The organism is Ornithinibacillus xuwenensis (genome assembly GCF_039614845.1).
Lineage (GTDB): Bacteria > Bacillota > Bacilli > Bacillales > Amphibacillaceae > Ornithinibacillus > Ornithinibacillus xuwenensis.
In genome coordinates this window covers 137,452-162,511 of record NZ_JBDIML010000005.1, presented here as the reverse complement: position 1 = coordinate 162,511, position 25,060 = coordinate 137,452, and the positions used below count along the sequence as shown (strand labels likewise).

Here is a 25,060-nt window from a genome sequence, read left to right as displayed (position 1 = left end):
GATGCCAATACCAAAGATAGGTTTTATAGGAGCAGGGAAAGTGGGTTTTACACTCGGTCGGTATTTTGCAAGTTATCATATTCCGGTATCTGGATACTACAGTAAATCAATTAACAGTTCTAAAGAGGCTGCGGATTTTACGGGGTCTAAGAGTCTAACGCTTGAAGAGGTTATCCGGACTAGTGACTTGCTTTTCTTAACAGTTCCCGATTCCTTGTTACAGGAGGTGTGGAATTCTGTGCGCAGCTTTCCACTAGATGGTAAAGAAATATGTCATTGTAGTGGCCTTTTCTCATCAACTGTCTTCCAAGGTATTGAAACAACTGGAGCGTTAGGGTTTTCTTTGCACCCGCTTAGTGCGATTCATGACCGGCTATCGTCCTACCAGCATATGGAGAATGTGTATCTGACCCTAGAAGGTCCACAAAGAGGAAAGCACTTACCTAAATTGCTATCTGTTTTGAAGAACCCTGTTGAGCAGATTAGCGCAGATAGCAAGGTCCAATATCATGCTGCTGCAGTTTTTTGCAGTAATCTGGTAACTGCTATAGCTAAAATCGGTTCTGATCTTTTTCAGTCAAGTGGTCTTAGTGAAGAGTTTTCCGACCATGCATGGCGTTCACTCTTCATAGGCAATGCTCAAAATATAATAGACACAGGATTACTTGCTTCATTAACAGGTCCAATTGAACGAGGTGATGAGAAAACAGTCATGTTACATATGAACCAATTACAAGGAGCAGCACGAGATGTTTATTTATTGTTATCTCAGGAGTTGCTGTCATTAGCAAAGACGAAGAATCCTGATAGAAGTTATTCGAAAATTGAGGAGGTACTTATGAAATGAAGAATACCATTTTAACATTGGCACAACAGAAACGAAATGGTGACAAGATTTCAATGCTTACTGCTTATGACTATTCGACAGCAAAGCTGATGGATGAAGCAGGTGTAAATTGTCTATTAGTGGGAGATTCCCTTGGGATGGTTATGCTGGGATACGACAGTACCCTTCCTGTTACAATGGATGATATGCTGCATCATACGAAAGCGGTTACACGTGGGGCGAAAAATGCATTCGTTGTAGCTGATCTACCTTTCATGTCCTATCAGGTTTCGGTTGAGGATGCAGTTGTGAATGCTGGTAGGCTTATCAAGGAGGGTGGTGCGCACGCCGTTAAATTGGAAGGCGGTAAGGAAGTATGTGCGCAAATCCAGGCTATCACCAGGGCATCGATACCTGTAATTGCGCATCTAGGCTTAACCCCACAATCAGTGAATGCACTAGGAGGATATAAAGTCCAGGGACGTGAGCGTGAAGCGGCCCAGAAGCTAGTGGATGATGCATTAGCGGTTGAGAAAGCAGGTGCCTCAGCAGTTGTTCTCGAGTGTATACCTGCTCCTCTTGCTGAATGGTTGACTGGACTATTGAACATCCCAACAATCGGCATCGGGGCGGGTGCTGGATGTGACGGGCAAGTATTGGTGTATCAGGATATGCTCGCCATGTATAATGATATAACCCCGAAATTTGTAAAGCAATATGGTTCTATTGGTGATATGATGAAAGCTAGCTTTCAAGCTTATATACAAGAAATCCAAGCAGGAATCTTTCCTGCAAAGGAACATACTTACAAGATTGATAAAGCCATCATGGATGAAGTGAAGAGTAGCTATGAGGAGGCACAACATGAAACTCGTAACAACGATTAAAGAAATGCGCGAACAAGTTCGAAGATGGAAAGCGGCTAATCTCACCATTGGCTTTGTCCCTACAATGGGCTTTCTTCATGAAGGCCATGCAAGCTTGATTCGCCAAGCTGCTGAAGAATGCGACAAGGTCGTTGTTAGCATTTTTGTGAACCCGATGCAATTCGGTCCAACTGAGGATTTAGCTAGTTATCCGCGGGATATTGATCATGATAAAGGAGTATGCCTAGAAAATGGTGCACAGCTCATTTTCTTTCCAGAGGTAAGCGAACTATATCCGGATGGTTTCAGTTCTTTTGTGAATATGGATGGACTAACCAACGGGCTTTGTGGCACAAGTAGACCAGAGCATTTTCGCGGTGTTTGTACCGTAGTAACAAAATTATTTAATATTGTGCAGCCAGATCGTGCTTTTTTTGGTCAGAAAGATGCTCAGCAGCTTGCTATCATTCGCAGAATGACGATAGATTTGAGCTTTCCGATTGAAATAATCGGTTGTCCTATCGTCAGAGAACCTGACGGACTGGCGCTCAGCTCCAGAAATAAATATTTAAATGAAGAGGAGAGAACAGCCGCACATTGCCTTTCAGCTGGTCTTAATATAGGAAAGAGCCTGTTTGAAAATCGTGAAAGGGATACTCATGCTATAAAAACAGCCGTACTTGCTCGAATATCGCAGGAAGCACTGGCACGTGTCGATTATGTGGAAGTTGTGGATCCTGACAGTATGCAACCTATTGAAAAAATTGATAATGCAGCTCTTTGTGCTGTTGCTGTTTTCATTGGAAAGACAAGATTAATAGATAATATTATATTGGAGGATTAAAATATGCAATTAACAATGTTAAAGGGAAAACTTCACCGTGCAACTGTGACGCAGGCCAATCTTAATTACGTGGGTAGTATTACAATTGATGAAGCGTTGATGGAAGCTGCCGGTATATTGGAATATGAATTGGTACAGATTGTTAATATAAACAATGGTAGTAGATTTGAAACGTATGTTATTAAAGGTGAACGGGATTCCGGTATGATTTGTTTAAACGGTGCTGCTGCTCGACTAGTACAGGTTGAAGACAAAATTATTATAATGAGCTATGTGCAGCTTTCCGCAGAAGAGGCTGCAACACATAAGCCTAATGTTGTATTGTTAGGGGAGAATAATCAAATAACCGAAACAACTGATTATATTAACCATGGATCCACAGTAATTTCTTCATGACGATTCAAAAATCATCATAAAACAAAGAAATACGATAAATGTAGAAGGGGGTGTTATGATAAAGCACCCTCTTTATCTATTGTTTGGGCATTTGCTGTATAAAATAAGAATTGGTCAAGCTGTTTCTTTAACTTATATAGCATTCTAGAATACACGTCAGTGTACCACATAACCATTAGTAAATTAATCCTGAAGGAATGTTAAGTGTTATCATAACTGGATATTACATATAAATGGCGGTCAACTAAATGATCGCCATTTATATGTAATTTTTGTGAAAAACAGTTGGAATATTATGTTAGTATTAGTGTGATGTGAAATAAAATAAATAGAAGAAGATTTTGAAAGTATATGATGTAAATAAATGTTAACCACTTATTGGGGGGATTTAGTGAACGGTAATAAGAAAAAATTACAAACACCGTATTATGCAGTTATATTTACCTCTCAAAGAACAAAAGCTGATAATGGATATGAAAAAATGTCACAAGCAATGGTAGATTTGGCATCCAATCAACAAGGGTTTTTAGGGATTGAAAGTGCAAGAGATAATGATTTAGGGATTACGGTATCCTTTTGGGAATCGTTGGAGGACATTAAAAAATGGAAAGAAAATTCAGCCCATCAAGTAGCTCAAGAAAAAGGGAAAGAAGAGTGGTATTCGGACTATAAAGTTCGGGTCTGTAAGGTTGAGAGGGATTATTCTTTAGAATAATCATGTTATTGCTTTAGTTTATGGTAAGTTGCTATGCAATTTTTGAGAAAATGAAGCTATAAAATTTACTGTGTATTTTTGTAGGGGGAGATAGATGTGAAAACAATTGCTGTTTTTTGTGGTTCAAGTAAAGGGATTGACCCAATCTATATGGAAGAAGCTAAAAATCTTGGGAAAGTATTGGTTGATAATGGATTAGACCTTGTATATGGAGGAGCAACAGTTGGTTGTATGGGAGCAGTTGCTGATGCCGTAATGGAAGCAGGCGGAAAAGTAATCGGTGTTATACCAGAGAAACTAAAAAACGTTGAAATAGCACATGAAACACTATCTGAGCTTTATGTTGTGAAAGGTATGCATGAACGAAAGGCGTTAATGGCTGACTATGCTGATGGATTTGTTGCATTACCTGGTGGTACTGGTACGTTAGAAGAATGGTTTGAGGTATTTACCTGGGCTCAGCTAGGTTATCATAATAAACCTTGTGCATTACTTAATATTAACCATTACTACTCACCAATATTATCGCTTTTTGACCATATGATTGAACAAGGGTTTGTTAAGTCGGAGTACAAGGATTTAATTGTTATAGATGAGGAATCAAAAGCATTAGTAACAAAGCTTATGAATCACAAAGGTGAATACATACATAAATGGTGATTAGCGCCAAACCAAAAAGTTTGGTAAGAATTAATACGGTAAATTATTTTTGATAGGATGAAAGGATGTTTTCAGATGAATCCCAACCAACAAAATAATACGATGTCAAAAAAAGAAATAGCAGTAACTTTTCTACAACTAGTCGCAACCGGAAAGGTTCAAGAAGCGTATTCGAGGTTTGTAGCTCCTAATTTTTCCCACCACAATCCATACTTCCGTGGGGATGCAGATTCGCTAATGAAAGCAATGGAAGAGAATGCTGCCGACAACCCTAACAAGGTCTTTGAGGTAAAGCGTGCTATCGAAGAGAATGACCATGTTGCAGTTCATTCACATGTAAAACAAAACCGAGAGGACCTAGGAGCAGTCGTCATCCATATCTTTCGTTTTCAAGAGAATCAAATTATTGAATTATGGGATGTAGGTCAGCCTTTACCAGTTGATTCACCGAATGAGAATGGGATATTTTAATAGCTAATCAGGAGGAGAAATCAGTGGATACCACACAACAAAACAGTAATGCATGGGATCAGAAGGTTGAAGAGGGATCTAGATACACGAAATCTGTTAGTAGTGAAGTCATTGAAATGAGTAAATCAGGTGAATGGGAAATCACTGTTACAACTGAAAAATCAGTGCCAAGGAATTGGTTTCCAAAATCCTTAGAAGGGTTAAAGATTCTTTGCTTAGCTTCAGGTGGCGGTCAGCAAGCACCAGTGTTGGCAGCAGCAGGTGCAGATGTAACGGTAACAGACATATCGAAAAAGCAATTGGAGCAAGATGAATTGGTGGCTAATCGTGATGGATTAACATTAAAGACAGTACAAGGTGATATGGCAGACCTTCGTATCTTTGAGGATGAATATTTTGACATTGTCGTTAACCCTGTTTCGAATTTGTTTGTAAAAGATGTTCAGCCTGTATGGAATGAGGTATCGAGGGTATTAAAGAATCGAGGTATTCTAATAGCTGGTTTTACCAACCCTTTATTATGGATTTTTGATGATAACCAAGAACGAAAAGGTATTCTTGATGTTAAACATTCCATCCCCTCATCAACCCTAGATTATTTGGCTGAGGAAGCGGTTCAAGATTACATCCAGTCCAATCAAACGATTGAATATGCACACACATTAGAGGATCAAATTCATGGTCAGATTGATGCGGGTCTAGTTATTACTGGTTTTTATGAAGATGATTTTGGTGGAACAAGGATTATAGATAAATATATTAAAACCTTTATTGCTACTAGAGCTATAAAGGTACAGATAGATTGAGAGAGAATGATCAGTTGGAGGATTGAAAAAATTGTATCTCCAAAGCTATTTATTTGTTTTAAAGAAGAACTTTATGTTACTAATTATGGCAGCTTTTCTAGCTGTGTTAACGTTTTTTATTTGGACTGGTTTTCCAATATTTATTATTGGGAGTTCAATAGCTAACTTAACGACAAATTTAGTAATTATTCACTTTTTCATTGCTGTTTCAGGCGGATTACTCTTCTCCTTATTCTTTTTACCAATTAATCTTAAGGTAGCGAAAAGAATGGCAGAAATGAAACGTCGAAGTGTATTGGGTTCTTTTATTCGTTTAGAAACAATGTGGATCTTAGGGAGTTCTCTAATTTATGAAACGATACTAGTATTTGCTATACAACTATAGTGTGGATGTGTATAAAAGGCGATCATCATGATGATCGCTTTTTTTAGGGGGATTCTTTTTAAGATGTTTGGAAGATTATGTTAGAATTGTGTTGGTAAAGCATCTAGTCATTATTTAGATTCTAGAGAGAAAGAGGCGCAGACATTGAGAAATACGATTTTAGTCATTTTGTTCACGGTATTAATGATAACTATCGGAGCTTGTTCTCCTTCAGAAGATAAAATTAGTTCATCTGATACAGCATCAAGCACAAATGAAAGGGAAAAAGTGGAGGGAACAGAATCCTCACCTTCTGATCAAAGTCAGGACAATTCGGCTACAGATGGTTCTGGGGATCGTACAAATACAAATACCAATCATAACGCAGCTACAGAAGATTCTACAGGGGAACAACATGATGACAATACAACCGATCAAGATTCCGTTAATAATCAAGAAGACTTTGATGTAGTAGGGTATTTAAACGAAAATTATTCAATTGAAAACATGTATTATACGATTACAGATACATGGGAAAATGAAGAAACTGGAAGGACAGAATTTATCGTGGGTATTCTTCCTGACACCCAAGCGTATGGACAGGAAATTGATGAAGTTTTTAAGAATAGCTCAGCTTATTTTGACGATGAAAGAGTTAAAATTATGTTTGATACTGCTGAAGAAATAATAGTGGAATTACCTCGAATAAATAATAATATTCATATTGAATCGATTTTATGGAAATCTAGTGATGATGAATCGCTACCTATACTTTTAATACAGGATAGAGCTCAAAGTACAATTGAAGGATAATAATGTAATTAATAGATGATTGCCAGGAGGTTCTCCATGACAGACAGTAGATTGAATTCTAAGGTTGATGAATACTTAAGTAAAGCTAGTAAGTGGCGGGAAGAATTTGTGAAGTTGAGAAAAATCATGCTTGACTGTGAACTGACTGAGGAATTTAAGTGGAAGCATCCCTGTTATACGTTTCAGAATAAAAACATCGTATTAATTCATGGGTTCAAAGAATATTGTGCACTTCTGTTTCACAAGGGTGCTCTATTGAGGGATACGCATAAGATACTTATTCAACAGACGGAGAATGTACAAGCAGCACGGCAAATTCGGTTCACCAATGTTCAGCAAATAGAAGAATTAGAAACAATCTTAAAAAGTTATATCAGAGAAGCGATAGAGATTGAAAAAGCTGGCTTGGAAGTGGAATTTAAGAAGAATACAGAAATCGTAATTCCTGAAGAACTTCAACGGAAATTCGATGAATTACCTGAATTGAAATCTGCATTTGAGGCCTTGACACCAGGACGTCAAAGGGCATATACACTTTATGTTTCAAAAGCCAAACAATCTAAAACCCGGGAATCCAGAGTAGAAAAATATGTACAGAAAATCCTTGATGGAAAAGGGTTAAATGATTAATGTTTTTTAATTGAAAATATAATGTGTAGAACTATTTAGTAGCGTGATCATGGCGATTGATTACGCTTTTATACTCATAATTCGTTTTTGGAAATAGTTATCTCTCCTAACAGAAGCTCTATCTGTTAGTAAGTTTTTTAAAAATAAGGATTTTTATATAAATCGTAGAATTACATAATCAATGAATGTTGGGGGTGAGTGCAGTGGAAAATGATAGATTAACGCTTATATTTCATAAAAAGAAGGAGCAAATTATTTGAGTACAAAATTAATACTAGTAGAAGGACTTCCGGGGTTTGGGAAATCGACCACTGCAAAATTACTCTATGATAGTTTAACCGAACACAATATGGATGTTGAACTAATCCTTGAAGGAAATTTAGATCACCCTGCTGATTATGATGGGGTATCTTGTTTTAATAAGAATGAATTCGAGGGATTATTGAGAAATAGTGGGGATTTTAAAGCTGTCATTGAAGATCGAACTGTGAAGAAAGGGAACAATTATTTCGTACCATATATCAAGATTAAAGATGATTATGGATCTCAATTTCCTGACAATCTTCTAAATTCGATAGTTAAGAATGACATATATGAGTTACCACTAGAGAAAAACATTGAGTTAATCACGGATAGATGGAGAGATTTTACGGAAAAAGCTAATAAAGAGAATAAAATCTATATCTTTGAATGCTGCTTCATACAAAATCCAATCACAATTGGAATGGTTAAGTATGGCGAGCAAAAAGAGAAGGTTGTCAATTATGTACATGCACTAGCGAGAATCATAGAAAAATTAAACCCAGTTTTATTTTATATTGAACAGGATGATCTGGAGTTTTCTTTTAGAAAGGCAGTTAAGGATAGGCCAAAAAGTTGGTCAGATGGCTTTATCGAGTACTATACCAATCAAGGGTTTGGAAAAATGAATGACTATAGAGGCTTAGATGGAACAATTAAGGTGTTAGAGGCTAGGAGAACAATTGAAAGAGAAATAGTTGATTTGTTAACGATTTCAAAGACAACGATAAATAACTCGACATATGACATGGAAACATATAAGTTAATGCTAAAGGAAAAGTTGAGTTTATTTAAAGTACTAGATTGTTAGTTTAGTAAAGTTATATACAAGTATAGTCTTATATATTTCGAAGATCCCTGAGAAGGAGTGTCGTGCACATGTTCGTGATGGAAACAGAGAGGCTAAATTTACGCTGGGTTGAAGTCAGAGATGCCGAATTTATTTTAAAGTTATTAAATGAACCCAGTTGGATCAATTATATCGGCGACAAAGGGATTCATTCATTGGATGATGCTGTAGCCTATATAGAAAGTGGACCGCGAGCCATGTATAAGCAGGAAGGTTTTGGTTTATTCCTGACGGAGCTGAAGGATAATCATATTCCAATTGGCTTGTGTGGATTGATAAATCGTGACGGACTTGAGGATGTGGATATTGGATTTGCTTTTCTCGCTGACTATCAATCAAAGGGCTATGCGTTTGAGGCAGCGAGACAGACAGTAGCGTTTGCTAAGGAAATCGGTTTGCAACGCATTGTTGCTATTACCACCAAGGATAATCATTCTTCCTCTAGACTTCTGGAGAAACTCGGTATGGAATTCGACGGCTATAAAACCCTCCCGAATGATACAGAGGAATTAAAACAGTATAAACTAGAATTATAACCTCGAGATAGTACATTGACCGATTAGGGTTTGTCCTTTTAAAGTTGATACCAATTTCTTACACAATTAATCAAGTAATAGCAATAGTCTAAGATGTCTATCCCGAAATAGGGTCCAATAATATTCAAATTAGGAGACGATAACTTGAAACGAAATCGTTTAGTAGTAGAATCACTACCAGGATTTGAACCTGAAATTGGCAGATGGATATGGTGCCTAGAAGATATAAGAAAAACCATTCTTGAAAAAGTATGTGAATTAAGTCCCGATGTCATAGGTAAGAGAATAGATGACCAACCATCTATAGGATCATTGTTATATCACATTGCATTAATTGAAGCGGATTGGCTATACGAGGAAGTGCTTGAAGGAAAGTGGAATTCTACTATTAAAGCATTGTTCCCATATGAGGATCGTCATCCTGATGGAACTTTGACACATATCGAAGGAATGTCTTTAGATGAGCATGTTCATCGGTTACGAGCAGTGAGAGAGGATTTACACTACCATTATTGTTCAATGGATATTGACGAATGGCGACGTGTAAGGAGTCTAGCAAGCTATGATGTAACCCCAGAGTGGGTAATTTACCATCTTCTGGAACATGAATCCCATCATAGAGGACAAATCTTCCAAATGATTCGTGCTTTAAAGAGTAGATAAATTTATGAAAGGAAATCGACCATTCATGTTGATTTCCTTTTATAAATATGCACAACTAGTTTCTTGAAAAGCCTATAAATTAATTTTATTTTGATAAGATTACTTATCTTATTGTATTCTGAAATTTTATTTGTTATAGTATCCATAACACTTATTAAAGAAGTTTAATAAGTTTTTTATTTGGTACTTATTAAATCTCTTTAATAAGTAGAACGTTATTGGTGGTGATTTAGTTGAACCCTCATCCAAAATCAATGAAAAAAACGATTCTTGGCAGTATTCGTAAATCTATTATAGAGCTTGGAAGTGCAACAAAGATTGAGCTAAGTGAACAGTTAGAGATCAGTTTCCCAACCATTAGTAAGTTTCTTGCCCAAATGGAGAAGTGTGGAGAAATATTTTCAGTAGGATTAGACGAATCTAGTGGTGGCAGAAGAGCAAAAAGATATACCTATAATGCTGAGCATATGCTTGGGCTCGCGATTTTTTTAGAGAAGTCAGAAACGAATTATACAATATTTAATTGTTTAGGAGAAATTAAAGAACAAGGTACTGTTCCTAGTGTACTAGAAGATGATGGTTTAACTAACTTAACCAAGTACATTGAAAAAATAATCACGTTAAACCAAAGAATTAGTTCTATTGCAATAGGTGTTCCGGGATCTGTTGATCGAGGGAGAGTATTTTACATACCGGGATATGAGCAGTTTCAAAATATTGATTTAAAAGGATTTTATGAGGAACATTTCTCAATACCTGTAGCAGTTGAAAACGATATGAATGCTGCGGTACTTGGGTATCACAATGATAAACGAATTAAGGATAATCAATCTCTGGTTTATTTGTATTCTGGGCAAAATGGTCCGGGTGCAGGCTTCATGATAAATGGAGATGTGGTGCGAGGCAGCACATTTTTTGCAGGGGAGATTTCATTTGTGCCCCAGTATCATGACCGTAATTTCCGTGAAGTACTGGAGAGTGGAAATGGATCAAAAAAGATAGTAATTAATGAGGATTATCAGATTGATGCCATTAGCAGATTAATCGCTTCGTTTACAGCTATTATCAATCCTCATCGCGTTATTTTTTGTCATGATGAAGTAGAAGAAGTGGTACTAGACAAAATTATCTCCGTCAGTTCAACATATATCCCTTCAGAACACTTGCCAGAGCTTACGGTGAGTGATTGGAAGCAGGACTATTTATTTGGACTACAAACGCTCGGACTTGAGCTTATGATGAATGGAACAAATGAATATTAAGTAAGGAAAAATTATATAAGGGAGGTTTAATCATGGCAACATTTCTCTTAATTATCATCTATTTGGCTTTTATTGGGTTAGGGTTACCTGATTCGGTGTTAGGGGCAGCCTGGCCAGTGATGCAAACAGATTTAGGAGCTCCACTTGAAACGGCAGGATTGCTTTTTATGACAATTGCAGGGGGTACAATTGTCTCCAGTTTAGCTAGTGGAATGATACTGAAACGTTTTGGAACTGGGATGGTTACATTTGTTAGTACTTTCATGACCGCTGGAGCTTTACTTGGTTTTTATTTTGCTCCTTCTGTTTTTTGGTTGTTTCTTTTTGCAATACCACTTGGATTAGGTGCAGGGGCTGTTGATTCAGGATTAAATGATTATGTAGCTACGCATTATAAGGCGCATCATATGAGTTGGTTACATAGCTTTTGGGGTGTTGGAGCTACGCTAGGTCCAATCATAATGGCACAGTTTATTACTAGCCAAAACTCTTGGAATAATGGATATCTTACAATCTCAGTAATTCAATTTCTGCTAGTGATTATTCTATTGTTTGCCTTACCTTTATGGAGTAAAGTCAAAGCTCCTAGCAATACATCACTAAACAAAGAGATTGATAGTTCGACACTTGAATCTACTCATGGGGATACTGCTAATATAAGCCCTTTAAAAATCAATGGAGTTAAATTGGCACTAACTTCTTTTTTGTTTTATTGTGGAGTTGAAGCTACTGTTGGGCTCTGGGGTAGTAGTTACTTAGTGGATGTCAAGAACATCCCTGCAGCAGTTGCAGCACAATGGGTTTCCTTTTATTATGGTGGAATTACAATTGGTCGATTTATAACAGGCTTTATTACCTTTAAACTCGGTAATCGTACGCTCATTAGAATGGGACAATTACTAGCATTGATTGGTGCCGTACTTCTTGTATTACCTTTTCCTCCCACTTTCTCGTTAGTAGGTTTTGTTATGGTTGGATTGGGATTAGCACCAATTTTTCCGTGTATGTTACACGAAACACCTACACGATTTGGAAAAAATCATTCCCAGACTATTATGGGTTATCAAATGGCTGTCGCATATACAGGCAGTACATTTATGCCCCCACTTCTTGGATTCATAGCATCACAAACATCGATAGGAATCTTTCCATTCTGTGTTGTTCTTTTTATTGCAGCAATGCTACTAAGTTCAGAGAAATTAAATAAAGTATTGAAAAGGAAGAGTTCTCTAAATCGAAAAGATACAACTTCATCTGTAATATAATCCTTCCCACAGAACGTTATTATGGAAAAGAATCCACAAATCCGACTACTCTTATAGAATTAATGCATGGATTGGTGGAGGTGCAAACATAAAACGAGGAATAACAGTAGATTACAGTGTCGTAATTGCATCGTGCAGTAATGGTAAAAGATGTCCCAGATAGTGTCGTAGTTGGTCATAATCCTGCTAGTTTAATTATAGAAATAGAAGAATAATTTGCATTCTTATTGTAGTTAATAATGCATTATTTTATCAAGACGATTATTGAAGTAATCGTCTTTTCTTGTGTGAATATATATAGGTAATGGTTTAAGATTTTTATGTGTGAAACTTTCGAAATACAATTGGAATATTATGTTAATATAGAGTTATAGATATACTTAACTGAGAACTGTATATATTAGTTCTATATAGGAGAAAACACAGTAATTATTTCTAAAGGGGATTATAGATGTTTAATTTTATTATGCTTTTTATATTACCAGTTTCGATCGTGATGTTTCTCATATCATTTTTTATGAAGAGAAAATTTTCAATTGACATTGACTATGGAAGCCGACCAGTTAATAACACGCATAAATGGATAGATAGAATCCTTTTAATACTCATGAGTATGTGTGTAGTAGGGGCATTCCTTTCTTTCAATCTTCAGGTTTATCTATTTTTACTTATTGGCCTTGCTACAATTGGTAATGGTCTAAGTGCTTATATGGAATATAAATATGACCGAGAAGCAAAGATCTATTTAATTCACATTCTTAGACTGGTAGGATGCTTAATTATCGCTGCTGGTTTAGTATACATATTATTTTCAACTAGAACGATGGATGAGGTCTTGAGAAAATTTGAGTCGTTTAAAATCGAGAATATTGAACAAGTTGAAATAGAAAATAATGCATGGAATAAAGAAGAATTGACCTATTTAAGGGATTCGGTAACGGTAGATAAGAAGATAATTCAACAAATATTTTCTCAACTTTCTATGGTAGAAGTTCGAAATAGTTTAATAAATGAAGTAGAACAACATAATAATTACTTTCTAATGATCAGAGATAGGGAAATTTATTATATTATAGTTTACGAAGAATATATTGTCATCGACTCTGATTATTATAAAGTTGTAGGTGATAATGGGTTATATGAAATGTTAGAGAATGTTGAACTTGATTGGGAGTATAGAAATTAAAGAATCTAAATTCCAATACTTATAACACATTTTATAGAGAAAGGATGGTAAGTATATGCTGGGGTATTATAGTAAACTTTCATCAGAAGTATATAATCTAGATAAATATATTGGTCACTCGTTTGGTGACGTGGAGTTTTATATGGATAGATTAGCTTCTTGTAAGGGCAGTATTCTGGAACCGGGAGTTGGTACCGGTCGACTTCTAATTCCACTTCTAGAAAAAGGCTTGCATGTGGAGGGCTTCGATGTGTCAGATGAAATGTTAAAAATATGTCGCAATAACTGTGAAACAAGAGGACTAAGTCCGGAACTTTTCATAGATGAAATGGAATCGTTTGCGTTAAATAAAATGTATGAAACGATAATCGTGCCAACAGGGACATTTCTCTTATTGTATCAAAGAGAAGATTCTATTAAAGCTTTGAAAAACTTCTACAACCACATCTCCAATGGTGGTAGGCTAATTTTAGATACTTTTTTGCAAACTGATCTTTCGATGGATAAAGTTTCAACACGAACTTGGGAGACTATTAACGGTGATATGATCACGTTAGAAAAGAAAGTTGTGGAAGTCGACTATATTAACCAATACACAATATCGCATAATCGCTATGAGAAATGGCGTAATGGAGAACTAATTCAAACAGAATTAGAACGTTTTCCCCTTCGGTGGTATGGAATTGAAGAGTTTAAGATGATACTTGAACAGATAGGATTTAAAGAAATCGTCATATCAGCTGACTATCAGTACGGAGTATACCCAACAAAATCAGGTCAGGTTATTACGTTTGAAGCTGTTGCTCATAAGGAGTAAAAATTAAACTATCTTTATAAGCGAAACATAATTATCCTCTCTATAAATATTTCATTTTTGGGGGTGACTAGATGTCTAGAAAAGTAGTTTTTATCATTCTTACTTGTTTACTTTTCATAGTTGGTTGTAATAGTTATTCAAAATATGATGACAAAGAAGTCGCAGCAATTGTAAGAGGAGAAGAAATTACAATTGGTGAGTTACGTTTTTTATATCCTGATGAAAAAATAGTTGATTATTTAGATGGAACTATTAAGGCTAGGTTAGCTGTTCAAGAAGCAAAGAAATTGAATCTTGACGTATCACAAGAACTTCAGGAAGTTCAAGAAATAGTAATTGAAAACAGTACGTACCCATTTAACGAAGACAATCATGAATCTGGAAATGATTTTCGCGAGTTTGTTGATACACAGTCTAAAAAGCTTGAGATGGATCCAGAAGAATACTATGATAGATACTTTGAAATAACGCAGGAAACCAGTATTTATTTGGTTGCCTATCTTGAGGAATTATTAGGCGAACCGAAGATGAATGTTGATTATGATGCACAGGCAAATGAATTATTAAATGATTTAGTAAAAGAAAATGAAAAAGAAATTCAGATTTTAATCAAGTGATTATAAGCCGATACATTAATTTATCAGATTGATGAGTAGCTGAACAGTTACTTGTTAGCGTGATGATTTTTTAAATGCCTTTCTTTTGTAGTCACTCGACTAATAATTGTGATATGGTTTTGTCTACCTAACAGATTAATTATGCGAAAGGAGATTTGTGGTGAATCAACAGCAACTTATATTTGTGCCTTATGATCCAAAATACGGTGAACAAACAGTCAGGATGTGGCGTGCAAGTAAAGAGGATGCAATTGGTCAACCAGAAAAACATAGCTTTGATAATCATGTGTTTTTCTTAAATCATAGCTTATCTGACCAATTCGAAATAAAATTAGCAGTAATAGATGATACGGTGGTTGGGATGATTGCTTACAATGAAGCAGAAATAAGCCAACTATATGTTCACATTAATTATCAGGCAAAGGGCATTGGACAGAGACTATTAGAATTTGCTAAAGCAAAGTCGAATGGTAGGTTAACTTTGTATACCTTTGAAGTTAATAAAAATGCTCAACGGTTTTATGAAAAGAATGGATTTAAAATAATAGGTAGAGGGCATGAAAACGAGGAGAAATTACCAGATATTCTTTATGAATGGAACCTTGCATAATTGAATAATGGTTAGCCTATATCACGTAAGACTTCTAACGACGATACAGCCTAACCATTATTTTTTTACCATCCTTTATTCGAAACGATTGTTAACGACCGTCGGCTCTACCATATCTTTTCTTCGATAAACACTTAACATGAGGCCAAGAATTGCGGAATAAACAATTAAAATAGTATTTCCGTAACTTATAAACGGAATATATACTCCTATAATTGGTAGAATCCCAAGTCCCATTAGGATGCTCCATATGGTTGGTACTATAAAAAGTACCGCACCTCCGATTACGATTAATCTTCCAAAAAGATCCTTTGTATTAAATGCATTCATCAAGATTCGCATAATAAATAACAACAGTATAATACAAAGTGAAATTCCAAACGCCCAGCCAAAAAGATTTGTAATGTAGATTAGTTTGTAACTAAAAAAATCCTGCTCAAGAGACACATAAAAAGTGTCTGAAGAGCAGGGTAAAGTATTTAATATAATTTTGAAAATTGGTCTCGTCTAGTTATGTAATGGGCGGTTAAATAAATGATGAGTTGAATCGGGACGGAGTAGATATATTTCCATGTTAATGGTTGGTAAATCTCCATCCACTCAATGATAGGTTCTGCCACAAAAGAAGTGACGATTGAAAAGAATATCGCTTTGACCCATGGATTAATATTCGGTTTATATTGTATTAACAGCATAATTGTAACAGGCATCAAAGTAATATCCCAAGGAAAATACGTGGGAAGGACAGGAATGACGTTATATCTATAATGCCACAGTCCTAATTGATCACCCAATACATCTAGGACTATCGAAATCGTCATAACAAAGAAACCTGCATATAGTAGTCTATCTGTACTGTCATTTTTTCGAAGAATAATCCAGATAATCCATGGGATAACGGATAAACAGACACCAAACCACCATAAGGGTGTATAAAGAACATCATTAGACCATATTTCTATTTTCTCTTGAATAAGTATATGGATTTGATCCACATTCTCATCAATAAGCTGTACCACTTCTTCTTTGCTTTTCATAGTGGGTCCTCTTTTTCTTATATAGCTTTAGGATAGATAATATATATATTGAACATAACAGGTGCTGTAATATACTACGGGACTATTGATTCTATTATTTTAAAATAGTCAGATTTTATAATAGGGACAGGGTGTAGATGAATCGATCAATTTAGACGAGTTTGAACATATGTTTATTGAGGAATAACAACAATAGGCCTAAAGCTGAGTGTATGAATGAAGTTTGTGAGTTGTTGTTCCAAAGTAGGTAACGGATGGCGACCAATTAGGTCGCCTTTCGTATTTTCTTATATAAAAGGCTAACTAAGCTGTAATACGAATACATGTTGATTTTTTGTCGGTTTTTGTATATTAATGTCGATGCAGTATGCTATGATAATAGTACTTAGAGGATAATGATGGAGTGTGTTGAATGGGGATTTCTAGTAGTCTTCGAACGCGATTATCGATAACATTTGCCATAATTGTCATTATATTAATTTTAGTATTAAGTATCATTATAGGTAAACGTTCGATAAAAGAGGTTCAATCAGAAATTGGTTATTCATTGGGTGAAACTGCTTATTTAATGGGTGAAAATCTAGATCAATATATGTGGTCTAGATATGGAGAGGTTTCCGTTCTCAGTGAACTGGAAGAGATTAAGGATTATCAAGATGTAAATAATGTAGAAAAACTTTTGAATAAATTAAAAGAAAGATTTCCTTCTTTTGCTTGGGTCGGGTTAACCAACAAAGATGGAATCGTTATGGCATCAACAGATGGTATTCTTACTGGTGCTGATATTTCTTCTCGTCCAGTATATACAGAAGCCTTAGATAACGTATTTATTGGGGATGTTCATGAAGCAGTGTTATTAGCTGATTTACTACCTAATCCTACTGGTGAAGAAATGAAATTTGTTGATATTAGTACACCTGTTTATGATCGTAATGAAGAATTTATTGGGGTCTTGGCAACTCATTTGAGCTGGGAATGGGTAAAAGAAGTAGAAGAATCCATGAAGAATACCTTACATAAACGAAGTGATATAGAATTTTTTATTGTTAGTAAAAATAACAATGATGTAATATTAGGACCTGAAAATATGGTAGGGCATTCATTGGATTTAGATAGTATCGAGATTGCAAGAGAAAATAAAAAAGGCTGGACGATTGAAACCTGGGGGGATGGAAAGCAATATTTAACAGGATATGTTTCAGCAGAGGGATATAAAGATTATCCAGGATTAGGCTGGACAATTTTAGTAAGACAGCCTGTAGAGGTTGCATACTCATCCACTAGAGATTTATTATTATATTTCATTGTTACTGGCTTGGTATTAGTTGCTGTCTTTGCTGTTGGCGGTTGGTTTGTTGCTCGGAGAATTACCTATCCATTACAGAAGATTACTAGGGTTGCTAATCGTTTAAGAGAAGGGGAAACAGTAGAGATACCAAAATATAAAGGAATCACGGAAATAGAAATATTATCCGATTCATTAAGGAATCTTGTAACAAATCTAATGAAAACAGAAACTAAACTAGAGAAAATGGAAGATGTTGCACATCGTGACCATTTAACAGGATTGCCGAACCGAAATGCGCTTGAAGTTTATTTAGATAAGGCAACTCATGACTATAATGCTTTAACAATTCTTTATCTTGATTTAGATGGCTTTAAAGGTGTTAATGATACATTGGGACATGATGCTGGTGATAAACTTCTGATTGAAGTTGCTTCACGTTTAAAGAAAAATGTACGAAGTGATGAATTAGTTTCAAGAATAGGCGGAGATGAATTTGTACTTGTATTAGTTCCAAGCAATAATCCAGTAGAATATGGGGAGTTAGTTGGAGAGCGAATTATCTCCATGATCAATGAGCCGTATAGCATTGAAGGGGAAACGGTTTCTGTTGGCTGTAGTGTCGGTGGTGCAATATGGAATTCTAGAAGAAATATAAGTGAAGTTATTAGACGTGCTGATGAAGCATTGTATAATGTGAAACGCACAGGGAAAAATAGAATTTTTTTGCATAAAATTGATGAATAGAAAAAATAGGGCAAAGGTTAACTGTAAATCGTTTAAGCACAGCATAAAAACTTTATACTAAACTAAGAAAAAAAGCTGCTATTATAGCAGCTTTTTTCTGTGCTCAAGCAAGCAATTTTGTTTGTCATTTTGTGAATAGATACACTTCTCATGATGTTCATTCGTTTTGCGTTCCATAGAATAAAATTATCATTCAATCTGCTTATATCAATATATATTTATTGTAAAACGATAAAAATTATGTTAGATTCAATATGACATCAAATAAGTGAGGTGCTTTTTATGAAAAAAGTAACAACATTGTTTTTAAAGATTGCTGTTATCTTAATGGGAATTCCAGTACTTGCATTGTGCATTTTTTTGGTACCTGAATTAGGGGAGCTAGCGGAACAATTACTACCAGAGATTACTTATATAAATTTTCTTGTTTCTATTATTTTTTACGCATCAGCTATACCTTTTTATTTTTCTTTGTATCAAGCATTCAATTTATTGCGCTTCATTGACAAGAATAATGCCTTCTCGGTATTGTCTGTTAATGCTTTAAAGATTATTAAGAACTGTGCAATCACAATCAGTATATTGCATGTGTTTGTTTTACCGCTTTTCTATTTCTATGCAGAATTGGATGATGCTCCAGGCGTCATTTTTGTCGGATTAGTTGTTCCTTTTGCTTCTATGGTGATCGCAGTCTTTGCAGCTGTTCTTCAAAAACTTTTACAAGAAGCAATCGATATAAAATCAGAAAATGATTTAACGGTCTGAGGTGAATTACATGGCGATTATAATAAATATTGATGTAATGCTGGCGAAAAGGAAAATGAGTGTAACAGAACTTTCCGAGAGAGTTGGAATCACGATGGCGAATCTTTCAATTTTGAAAAATGGCAAAGCAAAAGCGATTCGATTATCTACTTTAGAAGGTATTTGTAAAGCATTAGATTGTCAACCGGGAGATATTTTAGAGTACCAAATGGATGAAGAAAACCAAGATTAAAGTAGTGGATTTACGTAGTACAGATAGAAATAAATTTTTAAAGGGGAATTACTCATGCATATACCCATTCAAAAAATGGAATCGCAAGTCATGAGGCCAATAAAACAACTCGTACGCTTTGGATGGGAGCAAGCGCTATCTTGTTTGTTTCCTGTCGTCATTTTTGCCTCTTTGGCAATGACACAACTCATTCCACTACCCTTTCTACCAAGATATGACTGGCTCCTCATTATTTGTCTTCTTATGCAGTGGTGGATGCTTCGTTCCGGCCTAGAAACACGAGATGAATTAAAGGTTATTACGGTTTTTCACATTATCGGACTTGCTCTTGAACTATTTAAGGTTCATATGGGCTCATGGTCATATCCAGGGGACGGGTATTCCAAACTATTTGGAGTGCCTTTGTATAGTGGATTCATGTATGCAAGTGTTGCGAGTTATCTCTGTCAGGCTTGGAGAAGATTGAAGGTAGATTTAATTAAGTGGCCACCTTTTTTGGTTGTGGTACCTCTTGCTGCCGCAATTTACTTGAATTTTTTCACCCATCATTATTGGATTGACATTCGTTGGTGGTTATCCGGTCTAGTTATGATCGTCTTTTGGAGGGCATGGGTCAGTTATGAGATTGGTGGAACCCGTTACCGGATGCCACTTGCACTTTCCTTTGTACTTATTGGATTCTTTATTTGGATTGCTGAAAATATTGCGACGTTCTTTGGTGCATGGGAATATCCAAATCAAACCAATGCATGGAGTCTCGTTCATTTAGGGAAGGTGAGCTCATGGTTATTATTAGTGATTGTAAGCTTCCTCATCGTGGCAACATTGAAGCAGGTTAAGGGGAAGAGCTCCACTTGAATAAGGAGATTTCTATAAAAATATTATTGAATAAAGATAAGGTAAACGAAGCGATCATAAATTTGAACGCTTCGTTTTAAAGATGTTAGCAAAAATTTAACAAAAGGGAGATTAAGTTGGTTGAAAAAGGAAAAATAAAAATCCCCACATTGTGGAGATTTTCACCATCGATAGGCACCCTCGCATGTATTTGCCTGTGGTTCGTAATAGCAATGTTGTTTAAATTGTCCGGATAATGGTTGACCATACCAGGTTGGTGGACATTCCCCATAAGGGTTGAAATACCAAAGCGCAAACTTAGAAGGATGCTGTCTCCAATAGTCCAAAGTCTGTTTGGCTAATCTTTTCTCTACACCTCTTGCTCTTTGATAAAATACATTCCCTTTTTGCACGGCTTCAAAGGAGTAATTTCCTCCTTGGACTTGATAAATCACATCATTAACTGACGTTAGTCCTTCAAAATCTCCACAATTAGCTTTTAGTCGATTTACAATTACATTTCCGACCATTAGCATCCCTAGTTTTCCTTCACCTTCTGCCTCTGCCCGCATCATCCTTGCCATTAAATCAACGTCTTTATCCGTATATTTCACTCTTGGCATTTTTATCACCTCTACAAGAATTGTATGAAAAAAGCATGTAGGCTGTGTTAATTATTTTGTTTGATAACTAGCAGAATCTTGTTGTGTAAGATCTTTGAGAAAATTGTAAATATTAATTAGAATATTATGTTATTATTTAAATTATGTGGTGAGTCTGCCTGTTAAAACTCGAATAAGCAAATAGAAGGTGACATAATGATAAATTTCGTTGGAACTACCAAAATTGAAACGGAACGACTAATCTTAAGAAGATTAGAGCTTACTGATATTGAAAGTGTTTATAACCATTGGCTCTCAGATGAACGGGTAACTGACAATCGAATTAGTCCAGCACATACGAATATTTCAGAATCGAAGGAACGGTTAGATAAAATTATACGAGATTACAGTAATAAGGAGTTTTGCTACTGGGGAATGGAGCTAAAAACCATTAATATACTTATTGGAGAGATTGATTTATATAATTTTGATTATGCAACAGATAATTGTGAAGTAAGCTATTCAATTGGGTTTAACTGGTGGAATCAGGGCTATGGGACGGAAGCCTTACAAGCAGTTGTAGACTTTGCATTTAGGCAAATGAATGTACACAAAATTTCTGCTGCACATAATGTTGATAATCCTGCATCCGGAAAAATCATGCATAAAGTTGGTATGAAGCAAGAAGGGGTGATTCGTCATATGATTCGTAATGCAAAAAATCAGTATAAGGACTGTGCTGTTTGGGGATTTCTTCAGGAAGATTATTATAAAGGATAGAGATAATAATATGCTTTCTAGTTTAGTAGATGGTAGTTAATTGAGGATCTTCCAAGCTAGGGAATGGACAAAAGAAGGGGGGATTATATGCGGAAAAAAATAATGTTATCTTTATTAGTAACCGTGTTATGTAGTGGTGGTTTCATTACATTTTTTACGATGAAGCAATATTATCTAGATAATCATAAATCTGTGATTCAGTCGCAATTAGTAGAATGGATTAATCATGATAATGAAGAAGATTCCTTCACTGTTCTCGACGTTTATCAACTCGGGAAATCAAATTCCTATTTAGTATTGTTTGAAACGAAAGATAGAAATAGTATAGGCTATGCACATTATCATGAAGGTTGGAATGGTAAATTAAAACCGATTAATTATAAATTTGGGACTGATAAACTTATCTTCGAAGAAGTAAACACAAATGAAGGTAAGTATGGAGTTGTTTTAGGTTATAATCCTAACTCGATTATTGACCATATTATAGCACCAATAGTTGATGAATCAATAAGTTTTCATTTCGATGTCTCTAATGATGAGTGGTTTCTTAAGTTTGAAAAACTACCATCTGAAATAAAGCATCGGGTGTACGCAAACTTAAAAGCATACGATAGAGATAATGAAATCCTTGAATATACAGCGTTGTATTAATGTGTTCTTTCTTTTCTAGTAATCATTTTTGCAACATGAAAGAAAAAATAAATAGAAAGAGGTGAAAAGTGATGATCGATGTTGATAAATTAACTAGAATTACAGAGATTGATCAATGGAAAAAAACATATAACGAAGAAATTGAGAAGCTCGATCACTTATATCAAGAAGAGGAACGTTTATATTATGAGCTGTACTCAACCGGGAACCAATCGACAAGAATTGCTGAAATATCTCAAATAAAATATCAGATAATGACAAATCAAAAGCTTTATAATACGTTAATAGCTTGGAGAGAAATTTTTCAAAATCATGTTGTCTGGAAAAGACGTCTAGATGTGTTTTTGGCAAAAATAAATTTAGAAAGACTGGATAGTCATCCAGAGCTTGTCAAGCTACAACAGAAATTACAGTCAAAATTAATGGGAAGCAAGTTTACATACAACGGGATAGAATACAATATTGGTAAAGCACATTCCACTATCATGGAAAACTCAGACAGGGAATTGAGAAAGCAGCTTTTATTAGAAATGAAGAAAATTGGTAGAGGTAATGAGGCTTTATTCAGAGAATTGATTCAAAAAAGAAATGAATTGAGTAAAGAACAAGGGTATAATAACTACTATTCGCTTAGGTGTAGTCTAAGAGAAGTTAATATGGATACATATAGGAATGAAATGCAAAATTTAATTGAACAGTCAAAATCTGTAGTTGCATACTGGAATAATAGGATTAAAGATAAGTTTGGGTGGAAAAGAATACATCTCTATGACCAGTATTACACAGCATTTAATTTTCATAGAATTGAAGGAGAAGCATTCAAATCAATTCGGATGAAGGAAGTATTAGGTGATATAATCAATAGCTTGGGAATCAATATGGATCATGTCCCAGTTGATATAAAGACTATGGAGATACCCTATGGTGGATTCTGTATAAATATTAACCCAACTGACATTAGATTAGTTGTCAACAGACGAGATTCATATTCAGCATTTTTGTCAGGAATTCATGAATTGGGGCATGCAATAGATGGTTATTTCAGTTCTTATCAATACCCAGAGCTATATCGCTTCTATTCTAGTATAGCGGCAGAAGCAGTGGCAGAATTATTCCAAACCATAATAACGGACGGGGAATTTTTGAGAAAGAACTTCGATATTAATGATGAAATACTTTCGCAAATTAGAGACAAGTACCAGTTGACTGATATTAAAATGGTAAAAATGAATTATTATTATAGCCTTGTAGAACTTGAGTTGTATGATAATCCTGACCGTTGCTTTGAAGAAATAGCTAATCATTGCTATCAACAGGTGTTTGGGGAGGAGGGGGAAACCTTTCATCCAGCCAGTGAAATGTTTTATATTGAAAATCCAGCATTCTTTCAAGATTATAACTATGCATTAGCTATTCGTGACATGATTCGCGAGAAATTTTCCATTGAGAGCTTATATAATAAAACTGCTGTATTTCAAGAACTTTTAAATATGTTCATCAAACCTAATCAGCTCTTCTCTTGGAATCAACGAGTAGAGAGTCTTTGTGGCGAGCCTTATAGCTTTCAATACTTAGCAAATCGATTGTCAAATACATTAGGTACTAACCCTGAATAATTTCTAATATCATAATAAATTTTTCGGGAAGAAGGCTAAACAGCAATTCTTATTTTTAGTCATACTAGACCTATTAGAAGGGATGAAGTTGAAAATGTCGATCGTTAGCTTTCTGTTGGTTGCCTGGTTTCTAAGTTGGTTTAACGTTAATGCTTTGTTTGTTCGTTCGTGCTATTAAAGAACTATTTAATAAGGAAGTAACAGATGCAACTTACTATTTTGTATTCTTATGCATAGGAATAATTGGTGAAATCATATTATTATTTAGGGGAATTTACTTCTTCGATGTCTAAAGACATTTCTAGTTCTTCCTGTATCACTTAATAACGTTCACAAAATGTTCACTTATGAAGGGAGTTTCATTATCGCTATAATAAGGTGTTATAAAAATTAGAGGTGATAATGGAGATGGAAAATAGTAAGTATGTAGAATCAAGACTTCCTAGAAACGGTAAAGAAGGTCTCATATTTTTATTGATTGTTTCAATCATTTCAGTCAATACGATAGCACCTATTATTGTTGGTTTGGAACGTGGATTTAGTAAAGCGGTTTACTTTGAAACGCTACAAATTATACCATTTATGTGGGTAGTAGTAGTTCTAACAGTGAGGTTAATTGCAGGCCCGATTGTAGGTAAGCTGTTACCAATATTCGTCGGGAAGACAGATGGATTTAATGCAAGAGTATTATTCAATATTGTTCTGAATGTAACGATATTATCTATTTTACTAACAATTATTGGAACGTGGATTGGTATGAAACAGATAAGCCTGGCACCATTTGAAAAATTCCTTCATGTTTGGCCAAGAAATTTTGGGATTGCGTTTTGGATTGAAATATTGATTGCGCAGCCGGTAGCACGATTTGCAATGAAGCAATTACATGTAAGTCAGGCTCGAAAAGCTGAGCGTGTTAATCTTTCATAAAGATTACGTAAGAAACGACGGGTTTCATGTAAACCAGTCGTTTTCTTTTAGGTTGGATTCATACATTTGTTAAGCTGAAACTAA

The 25,060-nt window shown here is 35.3% G+C and carries 32 protein-coding genes; 28 read left to right on the top strand and 4 right to left on the bottom strand.

Features of this window, described 5'->3' with window-relative positions:
• The first annotated feature begins 1 nt into the window (after position 1).
• Genes ABC228_RS14945 through panD form a run of 4 tightly spaced genes read left to right on the top strand, consistent with a single transcriptional unit; the run spans position 2 to position 2,932 of the window.
• A complete protein-coding gene (locus ABC228_RS14945) occupies positions 2-847 on the top strand; it encodes a Rossmann-like and DUF2520 domain-containing protein (RefSeq protein WP_345825960.1) in 846 nt (281 codons plus the stop codon).
• Positions 844-1,713, top strand: a complete 870-nt coding sequence (gene panB / locus ABC228_RS14940) for a 3-methyl-2-oxobutanoate hydroxymethyltransferase (RefSeq protein ID WP_345825959.1) — start codon at positions 844-846, stop codon at positions 1,711-1,713. Before ABC228_RS14945 ends, panB begins: the two co-directional genes overlap by 4 nt.
• Positions 1,676-2,536 (top strand): pantoate--beta-alanine ligase, encoded by an 861-nt coding sequence (gene panC, locus ABC228_RS14935; RefSeq protein ID WP_427902236.1) that lies wholly within the window; start codon positions 1,676-1,678, stop codon positions 2,534-2,536. The genes panB and panC overlap by 38 nt, the downstream gene beginning before the upstream one ends.
• Positions 2,537-2,539: 3 nt before the next feature.
• Positions 2,540-2,932: an aspartate 1-decarboxylase gene (gene panD / locus ABC228_RS14930; RefSeq protein ID WP_345825958.1), complete on the top strand. Its 393-nt coding sequence runs from the start codon at positions 2,540-2,542 to the stop codon at positions 2,930-2,932.
• Between the two features lie 53 nt (positions 2,933-2,985).
• Here the strand turns inward: panD and ABC228_RS14925 are convergent, their stop codons facing one another.
• Positions 2,986-3,108 carry a hypothetical protein gene (locus ABC228_RS14925; protein WP_345825957.1) on the bottom strand — a complete coding sequence of 41 codons (123 nt, stop codon included), beginning with the start codon at positions 3,106-3,108 and terminating at the stop codon, positions 2,986-2,988.
• A 188-nt stretch (positions 3,109-3,296) separates the two neighbouring features.
• On the opposite strand from ABC228_RS14925, the gene ABC228_RS14920 reads away from it, so the two are divergent.
• From ABC228_RS14920 to ABC228_RS14845, 16 genes are all read left to right on the top strand, one after another.
• Entirely contained in the window at positions 3,297-3,647 is a 351-nt protein-coding gene (locus tag ABC228_RS14920; protein WP_427902235.1) for an antibiotic biosynthesis monooxygenase family protein, read from the top strand.
• A gap of 96 nt (positions 3,648-3,743) precedes the next feature.
• Positions 3,744-4,307, top strand: coding sequence for an LOG family protein (locus ABC228_RS14915; RefSeq protein ID WP_345825955.1), 564 nt, complete (start codon positions 3,744-3,746; stop codon positions 4,305-4,307).
• A 75-nt stretch (positions 4,308-4,382) separates the two neighbouring features.
• On the top strand, positions 4,383-4,778 hold the full coding sequence (locus ABC228_RS14910; protein WP_345825954.1) for a nuclear transport factor 2 family protein: 396 nt from the start codon (positions 4,383-4,385) through the stop codon (positions 4,776-4,778).
• Positions 4,779-4,801: 23 nt separating this feature from the next.
• Positions 4,802-5,584 (top strand): class I SAM-dependent methyltransferase, encoded by a 783-nt coding sequence (locus ABC228_RS14905; RefSeq protein WP_345825953.1) that lies wholly within the window; start codon positions 4,802-4,804, stop codon positions 5,582-5,584.
• 31 nt (positions 5,585-5,615) lie between these two features.
• A complete protein-coding gene (locus ABC228_RS14900) occupies positions 5,616-5,969 on the top strand; it encodes a hypothetical protein (protein ID WP_345825952.1) in 354 nt (117 codons plus the stop codon).
• A gap of 144 nt (positions 5,970-6,113) precedes the next feature.
• On the top strand, positions 6,114-6,761 hold the full coding sequence (locus ABC228_RS14895; protein WP_345825951.1) for a hypothetical protein: 648 nt from the start codon (positions 6,114-6,116) through the stop codon (positions 6,759-6,761).
• A gap of 36 nt (positions 6,762-6,797) precedes the next feature.
• Positions 6,798-7,391: a YdeI/OmpD-associated family protein gene (locus ABC228_RS14890; RefSeq protein WP_345825950.1), complete on the top strand. Its 594-nt coding sequence runs from the start codon at positions 6,798-6,800 to the stop codon at positions 7,389-7,391.
• 256 nt (positions 7,392-7,647) lie between these two features.
• Positions 7,648-8,502, top strand: coding sequence for a P-loop NTPase family protein (locus ABC228_RS14885; protein ID WP_345825949.1), 855 nt, complete (start codon positions 7,648-7,650; stop codon positions 8,500-8,502).
• Between the two features lie 68 nt (positions 8,503-8,570).
• Positions 8,571-9,077 carry a GNAT family N-acetyltransferase gene (locus ABC228_RS14880; protein WP_345825948.1) on the top strand — a complete coding sequence of 169 codons (507 nt, stop codon included), beginning with the start codon at positions 8,571-8,573 and terminating at the stop codon, positions 9,075-9,077.
• Positions 9,078-9,221: 144 nt separating this feature from the next.
• Positions 9,222-9,740 (top strand): DinB family protein, encoded by a 519-nt coding sequence (locus ABC228_RS14875; RefSeq protein ID WP_345825947.1) that lies wholly within the window; start codon positions 9,222-9,224, stop codon positions 9,738-9,740.
• Between the two features lie 254 nt (positions 9,741-9,994).
• Positions 9,995-11,002 carry an ROK family protein gene (locus ABC228_RS14870; RefSeq protein ID WP_345826017.1) on the top strand — a complete coding sequence of 336 codons (1,008 nt, stop codon included), beginning with the start codon at positions 9,995-9,997 and terminating at the stop codon, positions 11,000-11,002.
• Positions 11,003-11,034: 32 nt separating this feature from the next.
• Positions 11,035-12,267, top strand: a complete 1,233-nt coding sequence (locus tag ABC228_RS14865) for an MFS transporter (RefSeq protein WP_345825946.1) — start codon at positions 11,035-11,037, stop codon at positions 12,265-12,267.
• 451 nt (positions 12,268-12,718) lie between these two features.
• The gene (locus ABC228_RS14860; protein ID WP_345825945.1) at positions 12,719-13,453 is read left to right on the top strand and encodes a DUF4181 domain-containing protein; all 735 of its coding nucleotides are present in this window, start codon (positions 12,719-12,721) and stop codon (positions 13,451-13,453) included.
• A gap of 55 nt (positions 13,454-13,508) precedes the next feature.
• Positions 13,509-14,270: a class I SAM-dependent methyltransferase gene (locus ABC228_RS14855; protein WP_345825944.1), complete on the top strand. Its 762-nt coding sequence runs from the start codon at positions 13,509-13,511 to the stop codon at positions 14,268-14,270.
• A 71-nt stretch (positions 14,271-14,341) separates the two neighbouring features.
• Positions 14,342-14,887 carry a hypothetical protein gene (locus ABC228_RS14850; RefSeq protein ID WP_345825943.1) on the top strand — a complete coding sequence of 182 codons (546 nt, stop codon included), beginning with the start codon at positions 14,342-14,344 and terminating at the stop codon, positions 14,885-14,887.
• A 160-nt stretch (positions 14,888-15,047) separates the two neighbouring features.
• Positions 15,048-15,497, top strand: coding sequence for a GNAT family N-acetyltransferase (locus ABC228_RS14845; protein WP_345825942.1), 450 nt, complete (start codon positions 15,048-15,050; stop codon positions 15,495-15,497).
• Positions 15,498-15,572: 75 nt separating this feature from the next.
• Here the strand turns inward: ABC228_RS14845 and ABC228_RS14840 are convergent, their stop codons facing one another.
• Positions 15,573-15,944: an FtsW/RodA/SpoVE family cell cycle protein gene (locus ABC228_RS14840; protein ID WP_345825941.1), complete on the bottom strand. Its 372-nt coding sequence runs from the start codon at positions 15,942-15,944 to the stop codon at positions 15,573-15,575.
• A gap of 32 nt (positions 15,945-15,976) precedes the next feature.
• Entirely contained in the window at positions 15,977-16,534 is a 558-nt protein-coding gene (locus ABC228_RS14835; RefSeq protein ID WP_345825940.1) for a CBO0543 family protein, read from the bottom strand.
• A 412-nt stretch (positions 16,535-16,946) separates the two neighbouring features.
• On the opposite strand from ABC228_RS14835, the gene ABC228_RS14830 reads away from it, so the two are divergent.
• From ABC228_RS14830 to ABC228_RS14815, 4 genes are all read left to right on the top strand, one after another.
• Positions 16,947-18,566 carry a diguanylate cyclase domain-containing protein gene (locus ABC228_RS14830; RefSeq protein ID WP_345825939.1) on the top strand — a complete coding sequence of 540 codons (1,620 nt, stop codon included), beginning with the start codon at positions 16,947-16,949 and terminating at the stop codon, positions 18,564-18,566.
• 282 nt (positions 18,567-18,848) lie between these two features.
• Positions 18,849-19,331, top strand: a complete 483-nt coding sequence (locus ABC228_RS14825; RefSeq protein WP_345825938.1) for a DUF2975 domain-containing protein — start codon at positions 18,849-18,851, stop codon at positions 19,329-19,331.
• Positions 19,332-19,341: 10 nt separating this feature from the next.
• Complete coding sequence (locus tag ABC228_RS14820) at positions 19,342-19,563, top strand: helix-turn-helix domain-containing protein (protein ID WP_345825937.1); 222 nt, start codon at positions 19,342-19,344, stop codon at positions 19,561-19,563.
• A 90-nt stretch (positions 19,564-19,653) separates the two neighbouring features.
• Positions 19,654-20,421, top strand: a complete 768-nt coding sequence (locus ABC228_RS14815) for a DUF817 domain-containing protein (protein WP_345826016.1) — start codon at positions 19,654-19,656, stop codon at positions 20,419-20,421.
• A gap of 161 nt (positions 20,422-20,582) precedes the next feature.
• On the opposite strand, the gene ABC228_RS14810 is transcribed toward ABC228_RS14815, so the two are convergent.
• Entirely contained in the window at positions 20,583-21,023 is a 441-nt protein-coding gene (locus tag ABC228_RS14810; RefSeq protein ID WP_345825936.1) for a cell wall hydrolase, read from the bottom strand.
• Between the two features lie 195 nt (positions 21,024-21,218).
• On the opposite strand from ABC228_RS14810, the gene ABC228_RS14805 reads away from it, so the two are divergent.
• The 4 genes from ABC228_RS14805 to ABC228_RS14790 all read left to right on the top strand — a co-directional run bounded on the left by ABC228_RS14805 (position 21,219) and on the right by ABC228_RS14790 (position 24,976).
• Positions 21,219-21,782 carry a GNAT family N-acetyltransferase gene (locus ABC228_RS14805; protein WP_345825935.1) on the top strand — a complete coding sequence of 188 codons (564 nt, stop codon included), beginning with the start codon at positions 21,219-21,221 and terminating at the stop codon, positions 21,780-21,782.
• 87 nt (positions 21,783-21,869) lie between these two features.
• Positions 21,870-22,433: a hypothetical protein gene (locus ABC228_RS14800; protein WP_345825934.1), complete on the top strand. Its 564-nt coding sequence runs from the start codon at positions 21,870-21,872 to the stop codon at positions 22,431-22,433.
• A gap of 68 nt (positions 22,434-22,501) precedes the next feature.
• Entirely contained in the window at positions 22,502-24,049 is a 1,548-nt protein-coding gene (locus ABC228_RS14795; RefSeq protein WP_345825933.1) for a gluzincin family metallopeptidase, read from the top strand.
• A 408-nt stretch (positions 24,050-24,457) separates the two neighbouring features.
• The gene (locus ABC228_RS14790) at positions 24,458-24,976 is read left to right on the top strand and encodes a hypothetical protein (RefSeq protein WP_345825932.1); all 519 of its coding nucleotides are present in this window, start codon (positions 24,458-24,460) and stop codon (positions 24,974-24,976) included.
• Positions 24,977-25,060: the final 84 nt, after the last annotated feature.

Bases quoted from the DNA above. Each gene is read 5' to 3' on its own strand.
- ABC228_RS14945 (WP_345825960.1), top strand. From the start codon at position 2: ATGCCAATACCAAAGATAGGTTTTATAGGAGCAGGGAAAGTGGGTTTT.
- panB (WP_345825959.1), top strand. From the start codon at position 844: ATGAAGAATACCATTTTAACATTGGCACAACAGAAACGAAATGGTGAC.
- panC (WP_427902236.1), top strand. From the start codon at position 1,676: ATGAGGAGGCACAACATGAAACTCGTAACAACGATTAAAGAAATGCGC.
- panD (WP_345825958.1), top strand. From the start codon at position 2,540: ATGCAATTAACAATGTTAAAGGGAAAACTTCACCGTGCAACTGTGACG.
- ABC228_RS14925 (WP_345825957.1), bottom strand. From the start codon at position 3,108: ATGGTTATGTGGTACACTGACGTGTATTCTAGAATGCTATATAAGTTA.
- ABC228_RS14920 (WP_427902235.1), top strand. From the start codon at position 3,297: ATGTTAACCACTTATTGGGGGGATTTAGTGAACGGTAATAAGAAAAAA.
- ABC228_RS14910 (WP_345825954.1), top strand. From the start codon at position 4,383: ATGAATCCCAACCAACAAAATAATACGATGTCAAAAAAAGAAATAGCA.
- ABC228_RS14890 (WP_345825950.1), top strand. From the start codon at position 6,798: ATGACAGACAGTAGATTGAATTCTAAGGTTGATGAATACTTAAGTAAA.
- ABC228_RS14880 (WP_345825948.1), top strand. From the start codon at position 8,571: ATGTTCGTGATGGAAACAGAGAGGCTAAATTTACGCTGGGTTGAAGTC.
- ABC228_RS14870 (WP_345826017.1), top strand. From the start codon at position 9,995: ATGAAAAAAACGATTCTTGGCAGTATTCGTAAATCTATTATAGAGCTT.
- ABC228_RS14865 (WP_345825946.1), top strand. From the start codon at position 11,035: ATGGCAACATTTCTCTTAATTATCATCTATTTGGCTTTTATTGGGTTA.
- ABC228_RS14860 (WP_345825945.1), top strand. From the start codon at position 12,719: ATGTTTAATTTTATTATGCTTTTTATATTACCAGTTTCGATCGTGATG.
- ABC228_RS14855 (WP_345825944.1), top strand. From the start codon at position 13,509: ATGCTGGGGTATTATAGTAAACTTTCATCAGAAGTATATAATCTAGAT.
- ABC228_RS14850 (WP_345825943.1), top strand. From the start codon at position 14,342: ATGTCTAGAAAAGTAGTTTTTATCATTCTTACTTGTTTACTTTTCATA.
- ABC228_RS14835 (WP_345825940.1), bottom strand. From the start codon at position 16,534: ATGAAAAGCAAAGAAGAAGTGGTACAGCTTATTGATGAGAATGTGGAT.
- ABC228_RS14830 (WP_345825939.1), top strand. From the start codon at position 16,947: ATGGGGATTTCTAGTAGTCTTCGAACGCGATTATCGATAACATTTGCC.
- ABC228_RS14825 (WP_345825938.1), top strand. From the start codon at position 18,849: ATGAAAAAAGTAACAACATTGTTTTTAAAGATTGCTGTTATCTTAATG.
- ABC228_RS14820 (WP_345825937.1), top strand. From the start codon at position 19,342: ATGGCGATTATAATAAATATTGATGTAATGCTGGCGAAAAGGAAAATG.
- ABC228_RS14815 (WP_345826016.1), top strand. From the start codon at position 19,654: ATGAGGCCAATAAAACAACTCGTACGCTTTGGATGGGAGCAAGCGCTA.
- ABC228_RS14810 (WP_345825936.1), bottom strand. From the start codon at position 21,023: ATGCCAAGAGTGAAATATACGGATAAAGACGTTGATTTAATGGCAAGG.
- ABC228_RS14805 (WP_345825935.1), top strand. From the start codon at position 21,219: ATGATAAATTTCGTTGGAACTACCAAAATTGAAACGGAACGACTAATC.
- ABC228_RS14800 (WP_345825934.1), top strand. From the start codon at position 21,870: ATGCGGAAAAAAATAATGTTATCTTTATTAGTAACCGTGTTATGTAGT.
- ABC228_RS14790 (WP_345825932.1), top strand. From the start codon at position 24,458: ATGGAAAATAGTAAGTATGTAGAATCAAGACTTCCTAGAAACGGTAAA.